This is a genomic window from Terriglobales bacterium (genome assembly GCA_035573675.1).
In the GTDB taxonomy this organism is placed as follows: Bacteria; Acidobacteriota; Terriglobia; order Terriglobales; family Acidobacteriaceae; genus DATMAB01.
Genome location: DATMAB010000015.1, coordinates 150,599 through 166,880 on the forward strand (window position 1 = coordinate 150,599; position 16,282 = coordinate 166,880).

At 64.1% G+C, this 16,282-nt stretch carries 15 protein-coding genes; 7 read left to right on the forward strand and 8 right to left on the reverse strand.

Annotated features, from left to right (window positions below):
- Positions 1–16 precede the first annotated feature (16 nt).
- From tadA to VNK82_06160, 3 genes are all read right to left on the reverse strand, one after another.
- Positions 17–505: a tRNA adenosine(34) deaminase TadA gene (gene tadA, locus VNK82_06150; GenBank protein ID HXE90529.1), complete on the reverse strand. Its 489-nt coding sequence runs from the start codon at positions 503–505 to the stop codon at positions 17–19.
- 376 nt (positions 506–881) lie between these two features.
- On the reverse strand, positions 882–1,955 hold the full coding sequence (locus VNK82_06155; protein HXE90530.1) for an agmatine deiminase family protein: 1,074 nt from the start codon (positions 1,953–1,955) through the stop codon (positions 882–884).
- 2 nt (positions 1,956–1,957) lie between these two features.
- Positions 1,958–2,857, reverse strand: coding sequence for a carbon-nitrogen hydrolase (locus VNK82_06160; GenBank protein HXE90531.1), 900 nt, complete (start codon positions 2,855–2,857; stop codon positions 1,958–1,960).
- Between the two features lie 145 nt (positions 2,858–3,002).
- Here VNK82_06160 and VNK82_06165 point away from each other — a divergent pair, with 145 nt between their 5' ends.
- A complete protein-coding gene (locus VNK82_06165; GenBank protein ID HXE90532.1) occupies positions 3,003–3,890 on the forward strand; it encodes a M55 family metallopeptidase in 888 nt (295 codons plus the stop codon).
- 29 nt (positions 3,891–3,919) lie between these two features.
- Positions 3,920–4,993, forward strand: a complete 1,074-nt coding sequence (locus tag VNK82_06170; protein HXE90533.1) for a deoxyhypusine synthase family protein — start codon at positions 3,920–3,922, stop codon at positions 4,991–4,993.
- 63 nt (positions 4,994–5,056) lie between these two features.
- On the opposite strand, the gene sixA is transcribed toward VNK82_06170, so the two are convergent.
- The 3 genes from sixA to VNK82_06185 all read right to left on the reverse strand — a co-directional run bounded on the left by sixA (position 5,057) and on the right by VNK82_06185 (position 7,124).
- Positions 5,057–5,521 carry a phosphohistidine phosphatase SixA gene (gene sixA / locus VNK82_06175; protein HXE90534.1) on the reverse strand — a complete coding sequence of 155 codons (465 nt, stop codon included), beginning with the start codon at positions 5,519–5,521 and terminating at the stop codon, positions 5,057–5,059.
- A 46-nt stretch (positions 5,522–5,567) separates the two neighbouring features.
- Entirely contained in the window at positions 5,568–6,113 is a 546-nt protein-coding gene (locus VNK82_06180) for an arginine decarboxylase, pyruvoyl-dependent (GenBank protein ID HXE90535.1), read from the reverse strand.
- A 111-nt stretch (positions 6,114–6,224) separates the two neighbouring features.
- Entirely contained in the window at positions 6,225–7,124 is a 900-nt protein-coding gene (locus tag VNK82_06185; GenBank protein HXE90536.1) for a LysR family transcriptional regulator, read from the reverse strand.
- 360 nt (positions 7,125–7,484) lie between these two features.
- Here VNK82_06185 and glnA point away from each other — a divergent pair, with 360 nt between their 5' ends.
- The 5 genes from glnA to mdh all read left to right on the forward strand — a co-directional run bounded on the left by glnA (position 7,485) and on the right by mdh (position 14,942).
- Positions 7,485–8,897 carry a type I glutamate--ammonia ligase gene (gene glnA / locus VNK82_06190; GenBank protein ID HXE90537.1) on the forward strand — a complete coding sequence of 471 codons (1,413 nt, stop codon included), beginning with the start codon at positions 7,485–7,487 and terminating at the stop codon, positions 8,895–8,897.
- Positions 8,898–9,029: 132 nt separating this feature from the next.
- The gene (locus tag VNK82_06195; protein ID HXE90538.1) at positions 9,030–9,461 is read left to right on the forward strand and encodes a nitroreductase/quinone reductase family protein; all 432 of its coding nucleotides are present in this window, start codon (positions 9,030–9,032) and stop codon (positions 9,459–9,461) included.
- A gap of 80 nt (positions 9,462–9,541) precedes the next feature.
- Entirely contained in the window at positions 9,542–12,475 is a 2,934-nt protein-coding gene (locus VNK82_06200; GenBank protein ID HXE90539.1) for a hypothetical protein, read from the forward strand.
- Between the two features lie 65 nt (positions 12,476–12,540).
- Positions 12,541–13,971: an NADP-dependent isocitrate dehydrogenase gene (locus tag VNK82_06205; GenBank protein HXE90540.1), complete on the forward strand. Its 1,431-nt coding sequence runs from the start codon at positions 12,541–12,543 to the stop codon at positions 13,969–13,971.
- 44 nt (positions 13,972–14,015) lie between these two features.
- Complete coding sequence (mdh, locus tag VNK82_06210; protein ID HXE90541.1) at positions 14,016–14,942, forward strand: malate dehydrogenase; 927 nt, start codon at positions 14,016–14,018, stop codon at positions 14,940–14,942.
- Between the two features lie 9 nt (positions 14,943–14,951).
- Here mdh and VNK82_06215 read toward each other — a convergent pair whose 3' ends face one another.
- On the reverse strand, positions 14,952–15,533 hold the full coding sequence (locus VNK82_06215; GenBank protein ID HXE90542.1) for a hypothetical protein: 582 nt from the start codon (positions 15,531–15,533) through the stop codon (positions 14,952–14,954).
- 138 nt (positions 15,534–15,671) lie between these two features.
- Positions 15,672–16,199: a peptidylprolyl isomerase gene (locus VNK82_06220; protein ID HXE90543.1), complete on the reverse strand. Its 528-nt coding sequence runs from the start codon at positions 16,197–16,199 to the stop codon at positions 15,672–15,674.
- Positions 16,200–16,282 lie beyond the last annotated feature (83 nt).

Sequence of the window (16,282 nt, forward strand, 5' to 3'; positions counted from 1 at the left end):
CCCCGAAGGAGGAGCTTCATTTTGTGCCCGTTTTCTGCTCCTGGCGGCGGCCGGCGAAAAAAGCCTTCAGGAGGGCGGCGCAGCGTCCCTCGAGCACCCCGGAAGCGACCGCCATCTTGTGGTTGAGCTTGGGGTGATTCAGGACGGTGGTGACCGAGCGCACGGCGCCAGCCTTGGGATCGTCGGCCCCGTAGACCAGGCGCTGCAGCCGGGCCAGCACCAGCGCGCCCGCGCACATCGGGCACGGCTCGATTGTAACAAACATCGCGCAATCCTCGAGGCGGTAGTTGCCGAGGTGGCGGGCGGCGTCGCGCAGGGCGACGATCTCGGCATGGGCGCTGGGATCGGCATCGGTGAGATTGCGGTTGCAGCCCCGGCCGATCACCTTGCCGTCGCAGACCACCACCGCGCCCACTGGGACCTCGCCCAGGGCCTGGGCACGCAGGGCTTCGCGCAGCGCCTCCTCCATGAAGAGTTCGTCGGCAACCGTGCGGCGCGCGGGCATGACGGTAGAGGATATAGCAGGGAACAGACTTCCGTGCATCTGGTCATGTAGTCATCTGGTCATCGCGTCATCTGAACACCCTGGATGTCGAGATGACAGAATCACCCGATGACCACATGACCACATGAGGCTCTGTTCACATCCGCAACCGGGGTTTGGGCAGGAAATGGCGGAAAACCAAGGTCCCTCGGGCCCGCTCGGTCCGCGTCGCTCCCTCGCGGGCCCTCGGGATGACAATTCATTTGGGGAGGGGCGCTTACGGCGCGGCTGAAGCCGCGCCCTTTCAAGACAGGATGTCAACAGAACCGGGTCATCTCGTCATCTGAACAACTTGGATGTTGAGATGACAGAATCACCCGATGACCACATGACTGCATCAGGTCAAGGGTTGTTGCTGGGTCATGCAGTGAATAGCACCAAGTCCCCAGATGAAATCGCCGCAGTAGATGGGGACGATGCGGCGGCCGGGAAAGAGCGAGGCCAGAAGGTCGAGCGCCACGCGGTCATTGGGATCGTTAAAGACAGGGACGAGCACGGCGCGATTGGCGATATAGAAGTTGGCGTAGCTGGCGGGCAAGCGCTGGCCGCGGAAGACGACGGGCGCAGGCAGGGGCAACTTGACGACCTGCAGCGGACGGCCCTGCTGGTCGGTCATGCGGCGGAGGCGGCGAAGGTTCTCCGCCAGCGGGAGATGGTTGACATCGGCGGGATCGGGTTCCCAGGCAGCGAGGACGGTGCGGGGCGCAACGAAGCGGGCGATGTCGTCCACGTGGCCGTGGGTATCGTCGCCGGCGATGCCGCGGCCAAGCCAGAGGACCTTATGCACACCCAGCCAGTCCCGCAGGAACTGTTCTACTTGTTCGCGCGACAAGCCGGGGTTGCGAGCCTGTACCGGGCTGAGCAGGCATTCTTCCGTGGTGAGCAGAGCGCCGCGGCCGTTGACGTCGATGGAGCCGCCCTCGAGCACGATGGGTTGCGTACGGCCGCCGATTTGCGTCACCGGCCGGAAGGCAGGCACGCGCAAGCGGCGGGCGATGCGCGAAGGAACGCGGTCGTCCTGCTGCCAGTTCGAATACTTCGCCCAGGCGCTGAAGCGCCAGTCGGTGAGCGCAAGCCGGGGCGGGCTGCGACGGGTGAGAAAGATAGGGCCGCAATCACGGGTCCAGCCGCGATTTGTCGGGCAGCGATGGAAGCGCAGGTTGCGGAGGGGAACATGCGCATCGCGCAGGATTCGGCGGGCGCTGGTTTCCGAGGCAGCATTGTTCACCAGAATCTCGACGCGCTCGGAGGAAGCCAGGGCGCGAACGATTTCGGCGTAGACCCAGGGGATGGCGGCGAACTTGCCCGGCCAGTCGGGAGTGTGGTGCGGCCACGCGATCCAGGTGGCGGCATGGGGCTCCCACTCGGCGGGCATGCGGTAGCCGAGAGCGGCGGGCAATCTGGCGGCCATTGCTAGTCGATGAGCCTTTGCGAGATGCCAGCGTAGGTGTCGATGCGACGGTCGCGCAGGAAGGGCCAGTTGCGACGCACGTCCTCGAGCTGCTTCAAGTCCACTTCGCCGAGGAGGATGGCTTCGCGGTCGGCGGGAGCTTCGGCGACGATTTGGCCGAAGGGGTCGGCAAGAAAGGATCCGCCCCAAAACTCGAGGCCCTGCCCGGGAGCTGCGTTGCCGTTGACGTTTCCGGTCTCGTGCCCTACGCGGTTTACCGCCGCCACGTAGACGCCGTTGGCGATGGCGTGAGCGCGCTGGATGGTACGCCAGGCGTCGTGTTGCGCTTTGCCGGATTCCGCTTTTTCGACTGGATGCCAGCCGATGGCGGTGGGATAGAAGAGCACATGCGCTCCCTGCAGCGCCGTGAGCCGCGCGCCCTCCGGATACCACTGGTCCCAGCAGACCAGGGTGCCGATCTTGCCGTAGCGCGTAGGGAAAGCGCGAAAGCCGAGGTCGCCGGGCGTGAAGTAAAACTTTTCGTAGTAGAGCGGGTCGTCGGGGATATGCATCTTGCGGTAGAGGCCCACCAGCGCGCCGTCGGCGTCGAAGACAACGGCAGTGTTGTGATAGACGCCGGGCGCGCGTCGTTCGAATACCGAACCTATGATCACCGTCCCTGTTTGCTTGGCGGCGGCGGCAAGCTTTTCTGTGGTGGGGCCGGGCACGGGCTCAGCGAGGTCGAACAAGGCGGCGTCCTCGCGCTGGCAGAAATACTGCGTGCGGAAAAGCTCGGGCAGGCAAATGACCTGGGCTCCCTGGCCGGCGGCTTCCCGGAGGCGGTCCAGGGCATGAGCGAGGTTCTTTTCCGGATCGGGGCCGGCGGAGAGCTGGAGAAGTCCGACAGTGAAGCGTTCTGTCATCGAAGCGACGATAGCATAGCATCGGCAATCGGATGAGTTGATCTGCGAACTGCGAACGGCTACGTGCGAGGAGCGGCGCTTGGGGCGTTGACGGGTGCGGCCGGACGCTGTAGCTTTCAGAGTTCGTTGTGCGAGGCGGAACTCCATGAAGACGCGCTGGGCGTTGCCCGGAGTGGCGCTGCTGTTGTGCGCCGTGGCGGCGGGACAGAAAGACCGCGGCCCCAAGGTCTACATCTCGGTGGACATGGAGGGGGTTGCGGGCGTAGTGGATGAAACCCAGACTTCACCTGCCGGGCGCGACTACGCTGTGGGCAGGAGGCTGATGATTGCGGAAGCCAACGCGGCCATCGCGGCAGCGTTCGAAGCAGGAGCCACTGAGGTGGTGGTGAACGACTCGCATTGGGACCAGACCAATCTCCTGCCCGACCAGGTCGACAGTCGCGCTACTTTGATCACCGGGGCGCCCAAGCCCTTCGGCATGATGCAGGGCCTGGACAACTCATTTGCGGCCGCGATCTTCATCGGTTATCACGCGCGCGGTTCGACGGCGGACGCGGTGATCGACCACACCTATAGCGACCAGCTCAAGCATGTGCGCCTGAACGGACGCGAGGTCGGCGAATACGGACTGAACGCTGCTCTGGCCGGACACTACGGCGTGCCGGTGGTTTTTGTCTCCGGCGACCAGGCACTCAGCGAGCAGGCACGGGAGTTCATCCCGGGCGTTGAGGTGCTGGCCGTGAAGGAGGGTATCGGGAGGACAGCGGCGCGCACCATGCATCCCGAGGAAGCACGAAAAGCCATCGCGGCGGGCATCAGGACAGCCATGGCTCGCCGTGCGCAGATTGCGCCCGTACGGCTCAGCCAGCCGGTCACGCTGGAAGTCGAGCTGGCAAGCTCCCGCCAGGCGGATTCCTGCATGATGGTCCCCGGCATGAAGCGGGTGAGCGGACGAGTGGTGAGTTACACCGCGCCGGACATGGCCGTGGCGTATCAGGTGTCGCGACTGATTTCGCGTCTTGCCGGAAGTTAGTGCACTACAGAGATCAAGAGAGGAACGAATTGAAGAAGAAACCCAACCAGGGGCACGGGGTGGAACGCAAGCTGCATGATCCGGTGGAAGACCGGCTGATTCCGGTGTATCCGTTGGATCTTTCCAGGGCGCGCACTGTGGACGACCTCTTGCGCGGCATGGCGGACACCGCCTTCACCGGCCGGCAGTTGGGCGAGGCGGCAGACGTGCTCGAGGCCATGGCGCGCGACAAGGACTGCTTCGTGGTGATGACGCTGGCCGGTGCCCTGACCGTCGCCAAGCAGGGGCTGGTGATCTGCGACCTCATCGACCACGGCATCGTGCATGCCATTGTTTCCACCGGTGCCTTGATGGCGCATGGGCTGGTCGAGGCCACGGGGCGTTCCCACTTTCGCTGGAACACGGAGGTGAGTGACGAGGAGCTGTACCAAGCCGGCTACAACCGCGTCTACGACACGCTGGAGCCGGAGAAGAATCTGGACGATGTCGAGGCCCTGGTGTTCGAAGTCCTGGAGAAGTGGAACCCGAAGGAGATCCTGTGCTCGTGGAGGCTGAACCAGGCGATCGGCGCGCATCTGGACAAACATGCCAAGGGACGCGGCATCCTGAAGTCGGCGTTTCGGAAGAAGGTGCCGGTGTTCGTTCCGGCGTTCACGGATTCGGAGCTGGGGCTGGATGTGGCGCTGGCCAACCGCATCCGGCGGCGCGACGGCAAGCCGGCGCTGCGCTTCGATTCCTTCCTCGACCTGGAGCATTTCACCGAAACCCTGCTGGGGCAGAAGAAGCTGGGCATCTTTACCATCGGCGGCGGAGTGCCGCGCAACTGGGCGCAACAGTTCGGACCCTACGTCGAACTGATGCACCGCCGCGCCGGCGAGAACGTCCCCATCAAGCGCTATCACTACGGCGTGCGCATCTGCCCGGAACCGGTCTATTGGGGCGGGCTTTCCGGCAGCCCGTACAGCGAGGCGGTGTCGTGGGGCAAGTTCGTACCGCCGGCCGAAGGCGGACGATTCGGCGAGGTCTTTGTGGACGCCACCGTCGGGTTGCCCATCATCGTGGCGGCTGTGCTGGAGCGGCTGGGGAAAAAGAAAAAGGCGTAGTTTCCAGTTTCGAGTTTCAAGATTCCGAACTGGCGGAGTATCAAGGCAGACTGGCCGAGTCGTCTACGGCAGAATCTCCGGCACCAGCATCCAGCGGACGGCCCACTTTCCGTCCGCGTCACGTTCCAGACAAACGCATCCTCCCATCTGGAAGCGGACTGCCGGTTGGTCAAGGGGCAGGCCGAGCAGGGAAGAAGCAAGCCGGCTGAGGTGCGGCAGGTGGCCGACCAGCATCAGGTTGCAGGCTTCGTTCTGCAAGCGCGCCGCGGTGAGGGCCGCGTTATCGTTGGGCGCAAGTCCGGAGACCTGGCGCGCGTCCTGCGCTGGACGGAGTTGCGCATTGAGAATCTCCGCCGTCTGCCGGGCGCGCAACTTGTCGCTGTGCTCGATGGCATCCAGCGGAATGCGCTGACGTGCGAGGCAGGCCGCCAAACGCGCCACCGTCTGCCTGCCCTCCTCGTTGAGCGGGCGTTGCGGATCTTCCGCTTCCAGCTTGGAGGCACCGTGCTGGACTAGATAGAGGAGCACAGTGGAATTGTAGTCCTGATTACGGCCGATGGAAGGCCACGCGACCTCACTCGAAGATCATGATGGCCGAGGCGATGACCGTGGTCCACAGGCCGCGCTTGTCGCCCACGGCGGACTGCGTGATGTTCATGGTGCGCACGATCTTGTTGGAGATGCGGTAGATCTCTTTTTTCTCGTCCCAGGAGCGGTCGGGATCGAACTCCACGTTGAGCGTGGTGGCGAGCATCTCGGCCGCCAGCTCTTCGGCGTACTCGCCGGCGGTGAAGTCATCCTCGCCGAAGGAGTGGTGCTCGCTCAGGTAGCCGTAGGTGGAGCGGTCGGCAGGGATGGCCAGGCCGATGCTGGCGGCCATCAGGCGGTGCGGTTCCTTGGTGGAATTTTCCGCGACGACTGCGAACACCACTTCGCCGTGGTTCAGGTACTTCAGCCCCTGTGTGCGGGAGATGAGCTTGCAATGCGGGGGAAAAATCGAGGAGACGCGGACCAGGTTCTGCGAAGCGATGCCGGCATCGCGCAGCGCCAGCTCAAACGACGTCAGCCGTTCCCGGTGTTTTCCCACTCCCTTGGTAAGAAAGATCCGCTTGGGGACCATGTCCTTGCCCACTGCGCGCTGCCTCCGGAAACGGGCTGGATTACAAAGTGAGAGAATGTAGCACAAACACGCCCGAAAAGAATCCGGAGAAAATCAGGAGCCCACGCTCGGTCAGCCCGCCTGGGTCTGTGCCGGCTTCAGCTTCACTGCAATATCGATAAAGGCCAGGGCGGCGCGGCTCAGGGCCTTGTCTTTGCGGAAGACCAGAGCCAGGTCGCGGCGAATGTGAGCGTCGGCCAGGGGCAAGGCGACCAGGGCTCCGGCACGCACGTCTTCCAGCACGTTGGAACGGGCGATGAATCCCACGCCCACGCCGGCGGCTGCGAAGCGCTTCAGCAGCTCGCTGGAATCCAGCTCCATGGAGATGTTGGGTTTGAGGCGGAGCTGGTCGAACAGAGCCTCCAGCGCGTCCCGCGTGCGCCCAACTTTGGGGAGGAGCAGGGGGTAGCGCACGACGTCGCTTGCGCTGACCGCCTCCAATTTGGCCAGGGGATGCTGCGGAGCTGCGATGGCCACCAGTTCATCGCGGTGAATCGGCACCACCGTAAGACGCGTGTCGTTCACCGGCATGGAAACCACGCCGAAGTCCACCGAGTTATCGATGATGGATTCCAGGACGCGGGCCCGCTCCGAGCGCTGGATGCTCACCGAGACGCTGGGGTACTGCTTCTTGAACTCGGCGAAGACCTCCGGCAGGATGTGGAGGCAGGTGCCCTCGTTGGCGCCCACCACGATCTCGCCGCGCGGGACGCGCTCCATCTCGGCCAGCGAAGTCAGGATTTGGCGGCGGGCGGCCAGCGCTTCCTCAGCAAACTTCTGGAAAGCCTTGCCCGGGGCGGTGAGTGACACTTTGCCGCCGGAGCGGTCGAGCAGCTTGGCGCCCACTTCCTCCTCGAGCACGCGGATCTGGGCGGAGATAGCCGGCTGGGTGCGGAAGCGTTTCTCCGCCGCGCGCGAGAAGCTGCTCAGCCGCGCGACTTCGAGGAAGGTTTCCAGTTGGTCGTAGTCCATAAGAGCAGCCGTCAGTCGTCAGCCATCAGCCCTCAGCAGAATCAGAACTTCCACAGTCCATGTTTATGAATGCAGAAGACTTACGCGCTCATAAGCCCGAGTTATCGGGCTCATAAAAACAATCGATTTCACAAAGCCTGTACCAAACGCTAGCTTCAGAATATCGGGCGGCGCTTCTGGTAGAGACATTGCCCGCAATGTCTCCGGGAGACGCGGCCAGCCGCATCTCTACAGAAGTGTAACAGCCCGAGCCCGGAACCGGTTCCCATGCCCAAGTCCCACGAGCGTCGAGCAGGCCGAAGCCGAGTGTTGGCCGCCGACGCCCCAACCGCCCGCGTCAGCGGACGTTAAGGAGAAAACATGGCGACGCCCAAAGAAGTCCTGGAATTTGCCAAGCAGAACGGGGCCAAGCTGCTGGACCTGCGATTTACCGACATCCCCGGCCTGTGGCACCACGTTTCCTTTCCCATCGACCAGTTGACGGAGTCCTCGTTCGAAGAGGGGTTCGGCATGGACGGCTCCAGCATCCGCGGCTGGGCGGCCATTCATGAAAGTGACATGCTGCTCATTCCCGATCCCGCCTGGTTCATGATGGATCCCTTCACCGACGTGCCCACCCTGGTGATGGTGTGCGACGTCATCGACCCGGTGACCAAGCAGCGCTACGACCGCGATCCGCGCTACATCGCCAAGAAGGCGGAACTGTACCTCAGCTCCACCGGCCTGGCCGACACGGCTTACTTCGGCGCGGAAGCCGAGTTCTTCATCTTCGACAACGTGCGCTTCGACCAGCGTGAACAGCACGGCTTCTACTTCATCGACGCCGAGGAAGGGCGCTGGAACTCCGGCCGCGAGGCCAACAACCTGGGCTACCGGCCGCGTTTCAAGGAAGGCTACTTCCCAGTGCCGCCCACCGACCACTATCAGGACCTGCGTAGCGAGATGGCGCTCACCATGCAGAAGTGCGGGCTGGAAGTGGAGTGCCACCACCATGAGGTGGCAACCGGGGGACAGACCGAGATCGACCTGAAGTTCAACTCGCTGGTGCGCTCGGCCGACAACATGATGGTCTACAAGTACGTGGTCAAGAACGTCGCCAACCAGTACGGCAAGACGGTCACCTTCATGCCCAAGCCGCTGTTCAACGACAACGGCAGCGGCATGCACACCCACCAGTCGCTGTGGAAGGGCGGGAAGCCGCTGTTCGCCGGTGACGGCTATGCCGGGCTTTCGCAGACGGCGCTGTGGTACATCGGCGGGCTGATCAAGCACGGCCCGGCGCTGGCGGCCATCATCGCTCCCACCACCAACAGCTACAAACGCCTGGTGCCGGGCTTTGAGGCGCCGGTGAACCTGGCGTACTCGCGGCGCAACCGCTCCGCGGCCTGCCGCATCCCCATGTACTCGGCCTCGCCCAAGGCCAAGCGCGTGGAGTTCCGGCCGCCCGACCCGAGCTGCAATCCTTACATGGCCTTCGCGGCCATGATGATGGCCGGCCTGGACGGCGTCGAGAACAAGATCGATCCCGGCCAGCCCCTCGACAAGGACATCTACGACCTGGGTCCGGAGGAGCTGGCCAAAGTGCCCTCCATGCCCGGCTCGCTCGATGGCGCGCTCGAGGCCCTGGAAAAGGACCATCAGTTCCTGCTCAAGGGCGACGTCTTCACCGAGGAGCTGATCCAGACCTACGTCGAGTACAAACGCGCCAAGGAAGTGGACGCCATCCGGCTGCGCCCGCATCCGTACGAGTTCGCGCTGTACTACGACATCTAGAACCAGTGGCCAGTGGCCAGTCGCCAGTGGTTAGTGGTTAGAAAACCTTAGGGCCCGGTGATGAGCCGGGCCCTTCTCCTTGCCACCGGGCGTTCGGCGTATGATCGAGGCCGCGTTTTCTAGGGAACAAGGATGAAACGCCGCATTGTGCATGCGCTGCAGAAGTACGTGCTGAATCCGCCGATCAAGCTGCTGTTCGCTATCGGTTTGGTGCCGCCTGGTTATGCGCTACTGGAAACCACCGGCCACCGTAGCGGCAAGCCGCGGCGCACGCCGGTGGGAGACAGCCGCATCGGCGACCAGTTCTGGATCGTCGCCGAGCATGGCATGGAGGCAGGCTACGTGCGGAACATTGCCGCAAGCCCGCGCGTACGGGTCCGGGTGCGCCACGGGCTGCGGCTGAGGTGGCGGAGCGGTACGGCGCACCTCCTTCCGGAGGATGACCCTCGTGCCCGCCAGCGCTGGCTCGCGCGTCAGCGTCCCAGCACCTTGCTGAACAGCCTGGCCGTCCGCGGATTCGGCACCAGCCTGCTGACAGTGCGCATCGATCTGGAGCCGCTGTGATGCTACTGCGGGCCGGTCGAGCTTAACGGCTACCGTGCTATGCTGGCCGCAGTCATCACTCCTGTGGAGAGCGGTGAAGGGTGAACCCAGCAGCCGCGCTGTCCCACATCGCCTTTCAGGACCCGGAGCGCGCTGCGCAGAACCTGGCGCGTGTTCGCGCACACGCACCGGCAGGCGTAGCCGAGTCGCTGCCCACACTGCTTTCTGATTCGCCTGATCCTGACTCCGCCCTCAACCTGTTCGAGCGCCTGTGCTCCGCAGGCAACGCGGAAGTCCTTCGGCTCATGGACCGGCACCGTTACCTGGTCCACTACGCTGTCGCCGTATTCAGCCACAGCCTGTACCTGGGCGAGACGCTCCTCCAGAACCCCGACCTGTTCCACGCGCTCGCGCGCGAGCGGCATCTGGACCGCACCCACTCCCGCGAGGACCACGAGGAGAGCCTGGCGCGCTTCCGCTCGCGTTCGTTTGAGAGCGATGCCGCGCTGCTGCTGGCCCGATTCAAGCGGCGCGAGTACATCCGCATCATGCTGCGCGATGTGCTGGGCATCGCGACCCTGGCCGAGACCACGGCGGAGATTTCCGCTTTGGCGGACGTGCTGATCGAAGAAGCTGTGCGGGAGTGCGATGCCGCGCTGCGAGCGCGCTTCGGCCCGCCGCTCTCCGCCGACCGCGAAGGCCGCATTGCAGAACCGCCCTTCGCCGTGCTCTCGCTCGGCAAGCTCGGCGGCATGGAATTGAACTACAGTTCCGACGTCGACCTGCTGTTTCTCTATGGCGACGGCGAACCCGCTGACCCCGGGCCCATCTCCAACCGCGAGTACTTCATCCGCCTGGCCCAGGACGCGACCGCACTGCTTTCACGCGTGACGCGCGAAGGCGCCGTGTTCCGCATCGATTTGCGCCTGCGGCCACAGGGACGCGAGGGCGAACCCGCCGTCCCTCTCTCCCACGCGCTGCGTTACTACCGCGAGCGCGCCCATGACTGGGAACTGCAGGCCATGATCAAGGCGCGTCACTCGGCGGGGAACCAGGCGCTGGCCCGCGAGTTCATCCGCGGAATCCAGCCGCACATTTACCGCAAGGAACTGAATTTCGCCGCCATCGAAACCGCGCTCGACACACGGGAAAAAATCAGCGCCCACCGGCGCCGGGTCACTGCGGCCAGTGGCCACGGCCGGCTGCATTTGGACGTCAAGCTGGAGCGTGGGGGCATCCGCGATATCGAGTTCCTGGTGCAATGCCTGCAGCGCGTCTACGGGGGCTCCGAACCCTGGCTGCGTTCCGGCGGCACGCTGTTCTCGCTGCACAAGCTGCATGACAAGGGACACCTCGCCGGCAAGGACTTTCACGATTTGAACAGCGGCTACGAATTCCTGCGCCGGGTGGAGCACCGGCTGCAACTGCGCCGCGGGCAGCAGACGCACCGCCTGCCCGAGTCGGAAGCCGAGCTGCGAGTCATCGCGCGTGCCGTTATGGGCGCCGAGCACGGCGAAGTCTCGCCGGAAGACTTTGTTGCCACCGTCCGCCAGCGCATGGCAGCCGTGGCGGAGATCTACCAGCGCATCATCCATAGCCAGCAGCAAGTGAAGCTGCGCGAAGGCCCGGAAGCCGGCTTCCGATTGCACATGCCGCTGGCCGAGCTGGGTCGCGAGCTCACCTACGACCAGATCCTGCACCGGCTGGCCGTGGACGCTCCGGCGCTCTACGAGATTGCGGCGCGCCGTGAGCTGGCCACCCACGCCCGCCGCAACCTGCATCGCTTCCTGAGCGCGTCGTTCACCAGCTCGGAGCGCTACGCCGCGGTTACTCGCGATCCTCAGGCCGTGGAGCGCGCCTTGCGCATCTTCGCCGTGAGCGATTATCTGACGGACATCCTCATTCGCCATCCGGAGGAAATCGCCACCATCCGTGAGATTGGCGAGGGCCCTGAAGCCAGGGCGGAGAGCGAACTATTCTCGCCGGAGGCGCAGCGGCCGGAAACGGACGCTGACCCGGTGTTCGCGCACATCGCCGAATCGGAGGCATCGTACAGCGAGAAGCTGTCCCTCTTGCGCCAGCACTACCGGCACCGCGCTTTTGCCGCCGGAGCGCGCGACCTGGTGGAAGACCGGCCGGTGTACGACTCGCTGGCTGAGACCACCGCCATCGCCGACGACGCCATCCGTGCTGCCGCTTGGATCGCCGGCGCGACCCAGGGGTTCAGCGTGCTTGCGCTGGGTCGCCTGGGGAGCTGCGAGTTCGATATCGCCTCCGATGCCGACCTGCTGTTCGTCCGCGACGAATCCCTGCCGCAAGCCCAGGGCGTCCGGGCCGCCGAGCAGATGGTCGAGGTGCTCTCGGCCTACACGCGAGACGGCACGGTGTTCGCCGTTGACCCGCGCTTGCGTCCCCGGGGCGCCGAGGGCGAGCTCGTCCACACGCCCAGGCTCCTCGGGGAGTATTTCGCGTTCGACGCCCAGGCCTGGGAGGCGCTCACCTATACCAAGTTGCGGCATGTAGCCGGATCGCCGGATTTGGCGGAGAGCGCGTGGCAGGCGGTGGAACGCGGACTGGATCGCTTCGCCGCTCATCCCGATTTTCCCGCCGCGGTGCGCGACATGCGTGGCCGCCTGGAAAAAACCGAGGCGGGCGAGCGCAACTTCAAGACCGCTCCCGGCGGTTTTTACGATATCGACTTCATTGTTTCCTACCTGGTGGTACGACGGCGGGCGTACGACGTGCGCGGAAACATCCGCCTGAAGCTGCACCAGTTGGCCACACGCGGCCTGCTGAGCGATAACGACTGCGCCACCCTGGATTTCGCCGGCGAGTTGCTGCGCACCCTGGAGCACGTCATCCGCCTGGTGCAGGGGCGCGCCCGCAAATCGCTCCCCGCCTCCGAGCAGGCACGGGAGACCACCGAGCGACTCACCGCCAGGCTGCTGGGGCGGGAGCTGGTCGGCGGCCTGGAAGCCGAACTGGAGCGCACCTTCCAGGGCGTGCGGCGGGTGTACGAGCGCATCATCGTGTGACGTGGCGCACAGCAGCCATGCTGTGGCCTGCCTTTATAATTGCCTGTCTTTTTGGCGGAGGTCGTATGGCGAAGGCTTATAACGGCGTCCCCGTTCCGGCGGACGGGCAGAAGATCACCTACCGCGACGGGCGGTTCCACGTTCCGGACAACCCCATCCTTCCCTTCATCGAGGGTGACGGCACGGGCCGCGACATCTGGAAGGCCTCTCGGCGTGTCTTCGACGCTGCCGTGGAAAAGGCGTACGGCGGCAAGCGCCGCGTGGCCTGGTACGAGGTCTTCGCCGGCGAAAAAGCCTTCACCCAATTCCAGACGTGGCTGCCGGACGACACCGTGGAAGCTGTGCGCGAATTCCGCGTGGCCATCAAGGGCCCGCTCACCACGCCCATCGGCGGCGGCATCCGCTCGCTCAACGTGGCCCTGCGCCAGATCCTCGACCTCTACGCCTGTGTGCGTCCCGTGAAGTACTACCAGGGTGTGCCGTCGCCCGTGAAACATCCGGAGCGCATGAACGTCATCATCTTCCGCGAGAACACCGAGGACGTGTACGCCGGCATCGAGTGGAAGCAGGGAACACCGGAGGTGAAAAGGCTCATCGACTTCCTCAACAACGAGATGCTGAAGGGAACCGGGAAGAAGGTCCGCGAAGATTCCGGCATCGGTATCAAGCCCATCTCGGTCACCGGCACCAAACGCCTGGTGCGCATGGCCATCCGGCACGCCATGGCCAACGGCCGCAAGGTGGTCACGCTGGTCCATAAGGGTAACATCCAAAAATTCACCGAGGGCGCGTTCCGGGAGTGGGGATACCAGCTGGCCCAGGAGGAATTCCGTGACGCCATCGTCACCGAACGCGAAAGCTGGATCCTCGACAACAAGGACAGGAACCCGGACCTCTCCATCGAGGACAATGCCCGCATGGTCGAGCCCGGTCTGGAGTTTGCGACCGAGCCGTTCCGCCAGCAGGTGTATGCTGAAGTCCGCGGCGTGCTCGACGCCATCTATGCCACGCACGGCAAGGGTGCGTGGAAGAAGAAGATCATGGTGAACGACCGCATCGCCGACTCCATCTTCCAGCAGGTCGTCACCCGGCCGGACGAGTACCAGGTGCTGGCCACGCCCAACCTGAACGGCGACTACATCTCCGACGCCTGCGCAGCGCAGATCGGCGGCCTGGGCATCGCTCCCGGGGCCAACATCGGCGACGAGTACGCCTTCTTCGAGGCGACTCATGGCACCGCACCCAAGTACGCCGACAAGGACGTCATCAACCCCAGCTCGGTCATCCTTTCCGGCGTCATGATGTTCGACTTTCTGGGATGGAAGGAGGCCGCCCGGCTCATCGAAGATGCGCTGGAGCGCACCATCCAGCAGAAGCTGGTGACTTATGACTTTGAGCGTCTGATGGAAGGCGCCACCAAGGTCAAGACGAGCGAGTTCGCCGGCCACATCATCGCCAACATGGACCGGGTGAAGGCTTCGACGGCCGCTGACTAGGCCGTTCGCGGACAGGATGAAGTAACACATCAGAGAGAGGGTCTATGCGCAAGAAAGTAACCATCGTAGGTTCCGGCAATGTAGGCGCAACCGTAGCCCATTGGATGGCGGCCAAGGAACTGGCTGACCTGGTGCTCATCGACATCATTGAGGGCGTGCCCCAGGGCAAGGGCCTCGACCTGCTCGAGGCCATGCCCATCGAAAAGCGCGACGTGCGCGTCCTGGGCACCAACGACTACGCCGATACGGCCAACTCGGACATCGTCGTCATCACCGCCGGCATCCCGCGGAAGCCCGGCATGAGCCGCGACGACTTGCTCAACACCAACTACAAGATCATGCAGGACGTAGTGGGCAAAGTGGTGGCCAATTCGCCCGACTGCATCCTCATCGTGGTCTCGAACCCGCTGGACGCCATGGCGCAGGCGGCTTACAAGCTCTCCAGGTTTTCCCGCAACCGCGTGATCGGCATGGCCGGCGTGCTCGATTCCGCCCGCTTCCGCACCTTCATTGCCGAAGAACTCAAGGTCAGCGTGGAGAACGTGACGGCATTTGTGCTCGGGGGCCACGGCGACACCATGGTGCCGCTGCCACGCTACTCCACTGTGGCCGGGATCCCCATCCCTGAGCTGATGGACAAGGCGACAATCGACCGACTGGTGCAGCGCACTCGCGACGGCGGCGCCGAGATTGTCAAATACCTCAAGACGGGCAGCGCCTACTATGCGCCCGCTGCGGCCGTAACCGAGATGGCTGAAGCTATCATCAAGGACAAGAAGAAGATCCTGCCTTGCGCCGCCTATTTGGAAGGCGAGTACGGCATCAGCGGCCTGTTCGTCGGAGTGCCTTGCAAACTGGGCGCGCGCGGCATCGAGGACGTCATCGAGATCAAGCTGGCGTCCGAGGAAGCCGCCGCACTCAAGAAGAGCGCGGATGCGGTGAAGGAACTGGTGACGGTGATCGGCGTCTAGCGGGGGTTCTCAAACGAGGTCGGCCGGAGGGCAGGCCTTTTCCTTTTCTGCCCGAAACAGCGGATCGTTGGGCTCCGCGTAACGCTCCAGCACGGCCCGCAGAATCGTCGCCAGGTCGAAGCGCTGCACGATGATGGCGCCGTCGCCGTACACGAACTCGCTGCGATCTTCCTGCATCACCCGTTCCAGACCCTTGGGTGTGGCGATGTGGAAACTCGTCGTCCAGCGATGTTCGTGCTCAGGGTTCTCCATCTCGACGAAAAACTCGTCGTAGAAGTCTTCCGGATCGGACGGCCCCGCGACCATGTCCGTCTCGCGGCAGTAGTAGTTGAGGATGTTGGGGCGGGCAAAACCGGGGCCGTACTTGGCCTCCAGCTCGCGCACGTCCAGCGGAAACGGAAGTTCGTAGCCCACCAGCGGGACAGCCGGTTTCGTCGCCTCCGGGAAAGCGACCGGCTCGGGACCGAGGGAGTTGGGAAGCTCTGTCGCATTGGGCGCTCGCGAAAGATGCCGCGCCAAAAGGTAAAGCACGCCCGCCACGCCGCCCAACAGCGCGATCTTGCTTAGATCACTGTCGAGTGCCGGGAACATAAGCTCTCGTGACGCTCAGGGCGATTGTAGCGCCCGGGCCAGCCCGTGAGCCTCAATTCATCTGGCATCCCGCGCGAAGCGGGGGATCCTACACCCGGAAGACATGCGTGGCGCGACTATCCCTGCCCACCACCTGGGTCACACTCTTTCGATCGTCACCGTGTTCAACACCACGTCCGTCTTCGGCTTGTCGTTAGCGCCACGCGGCACGTTCACGATGCGCTCCACGACCTCTTGGCCCTCCACCACCTCTCCGAAAATCGTGTGGTTTCCGGTCAGCCAGTCCGTAGGCGCCACCGTGATAAAGAACTGCGAACCGTTGGTGTTCGGTCCGGCGTTGGCCATGGCCAGCTTGCCCGGCTTGTCGAACTTGTAGGGCGAGCCTTTAGTCTCGTCTTCGAACTGATAGCCGGGGCCGCCGTAGCCGGTACCCATCGGGTCGCCGCCCTGGATCATGAACTTGGGGATCACCCGATGGAAGATGGTTCCATCGTACAGCCGGTCGCGCGTCTTCTGCCGCGTGCGGGGATGTGTCCACTCGCGCTTGCCCTCGGCAAGCTCAGTGAAGTTGGCGACAGTCTTGGGCGCTTCTTTCTCGAACAGGCGGCAGACAATGCGTCCCTCGGTGGTGTCGAACACGGCGTAGGTTCCGGGTGTGCGGGCCATGAATCTCCTTTGTCAGCTACCGAGGCACATCAACAGAGAGGTATTCATCATAAGAAAGTCGAGACCTGGCAGCCTCTCACCGA

Excerpts from the sequence above, each read along its gene's own strand:
- tadA (HXE90529.1), bottom strand. The coding sequence starts at position 505 with ATGCCCGCGCGCCGCACGGTTGCCGACGAACTCTTCATGGAGGAGGCG.
- VNK82_06155 (HXE90530.1), bottom strand. The coding sequence starts at position 1,955 with ATGGCCGCCAGATTGCCCGCCGCTCTCGGCTACCGCATGCCCGCCGAG.
- VNK82_06160 (HXE90531.1), bottom strand. The coding sequence starts at position 2,857 with ATGACAGAACGCTTCACTGTCGGACTTCTCCAGCTCTCCGCCGGCCCC.
- VNK82_06165 (HXE90532.1), top strand. The coding sequence starts at position 3,003 with ATGAAGACGCGCTGGGCGTTGCCCGGAGTGGCGCTGCTGTTGTGCGCC.
- VNK82_06180 (HXE90535.1), bottom strand. The coding sequence starts at position 6,113 with ATGGTCCCCAAGCGGATCTTTCTTACCAAGGGAGTGGGAAAACACCGG.
- VNK82_06185 (HXE90536.1), bottom strand. The coding sequence starts at position 7,124 with ATGGACTACGACCAACTGGAAACCTTCCTCGAAGTCGCGCGGCTGAGC.
- glnA (HXE90537.1), top strand. The coding sequence starts at position 7,485 with ATGGCGACGCCCAAAGAAGTCCTGGAATTTGCCAAGCAGAACGGGGCC.
- VNK82_06195 (HXE90538.1), top strand. The coding sequence starts at position 9,030 with ATGAAACGCCGCATTGTGCATGCGCTGCAGAAGTACGTGCTGAATCCG.
- VNK82_06205 (HXE90540.1), top strand. The coding sequence starts at position 12,541 with ATGGCGAAGGCTTATAACGGCGTCCCCGTTCCGGCGGACGGGCAGAAG.
- mdh (HXE90541.1), top strand. The coding sequence starts at position 14,016 with ATGCGCAAGAAAGTAACCATCGTAGGTTCCGGCAATGTAGGCGCAACC.
- VNK82_06215 (HXE90542.1), bottom strand. The coding sequence starts at position 15,533 with ATGTTCCCGGCACTCGACAGTGATCTAAGCAAGATCGCGCTGTTGGGC.
- VNK82_06220 (HXE90543.1), bottom strand. The coding sequence starts at position 16,199 with ATGGCCCGCACACCCGGAACCTACGCCGTGTTCGACACCACCGAGGGA.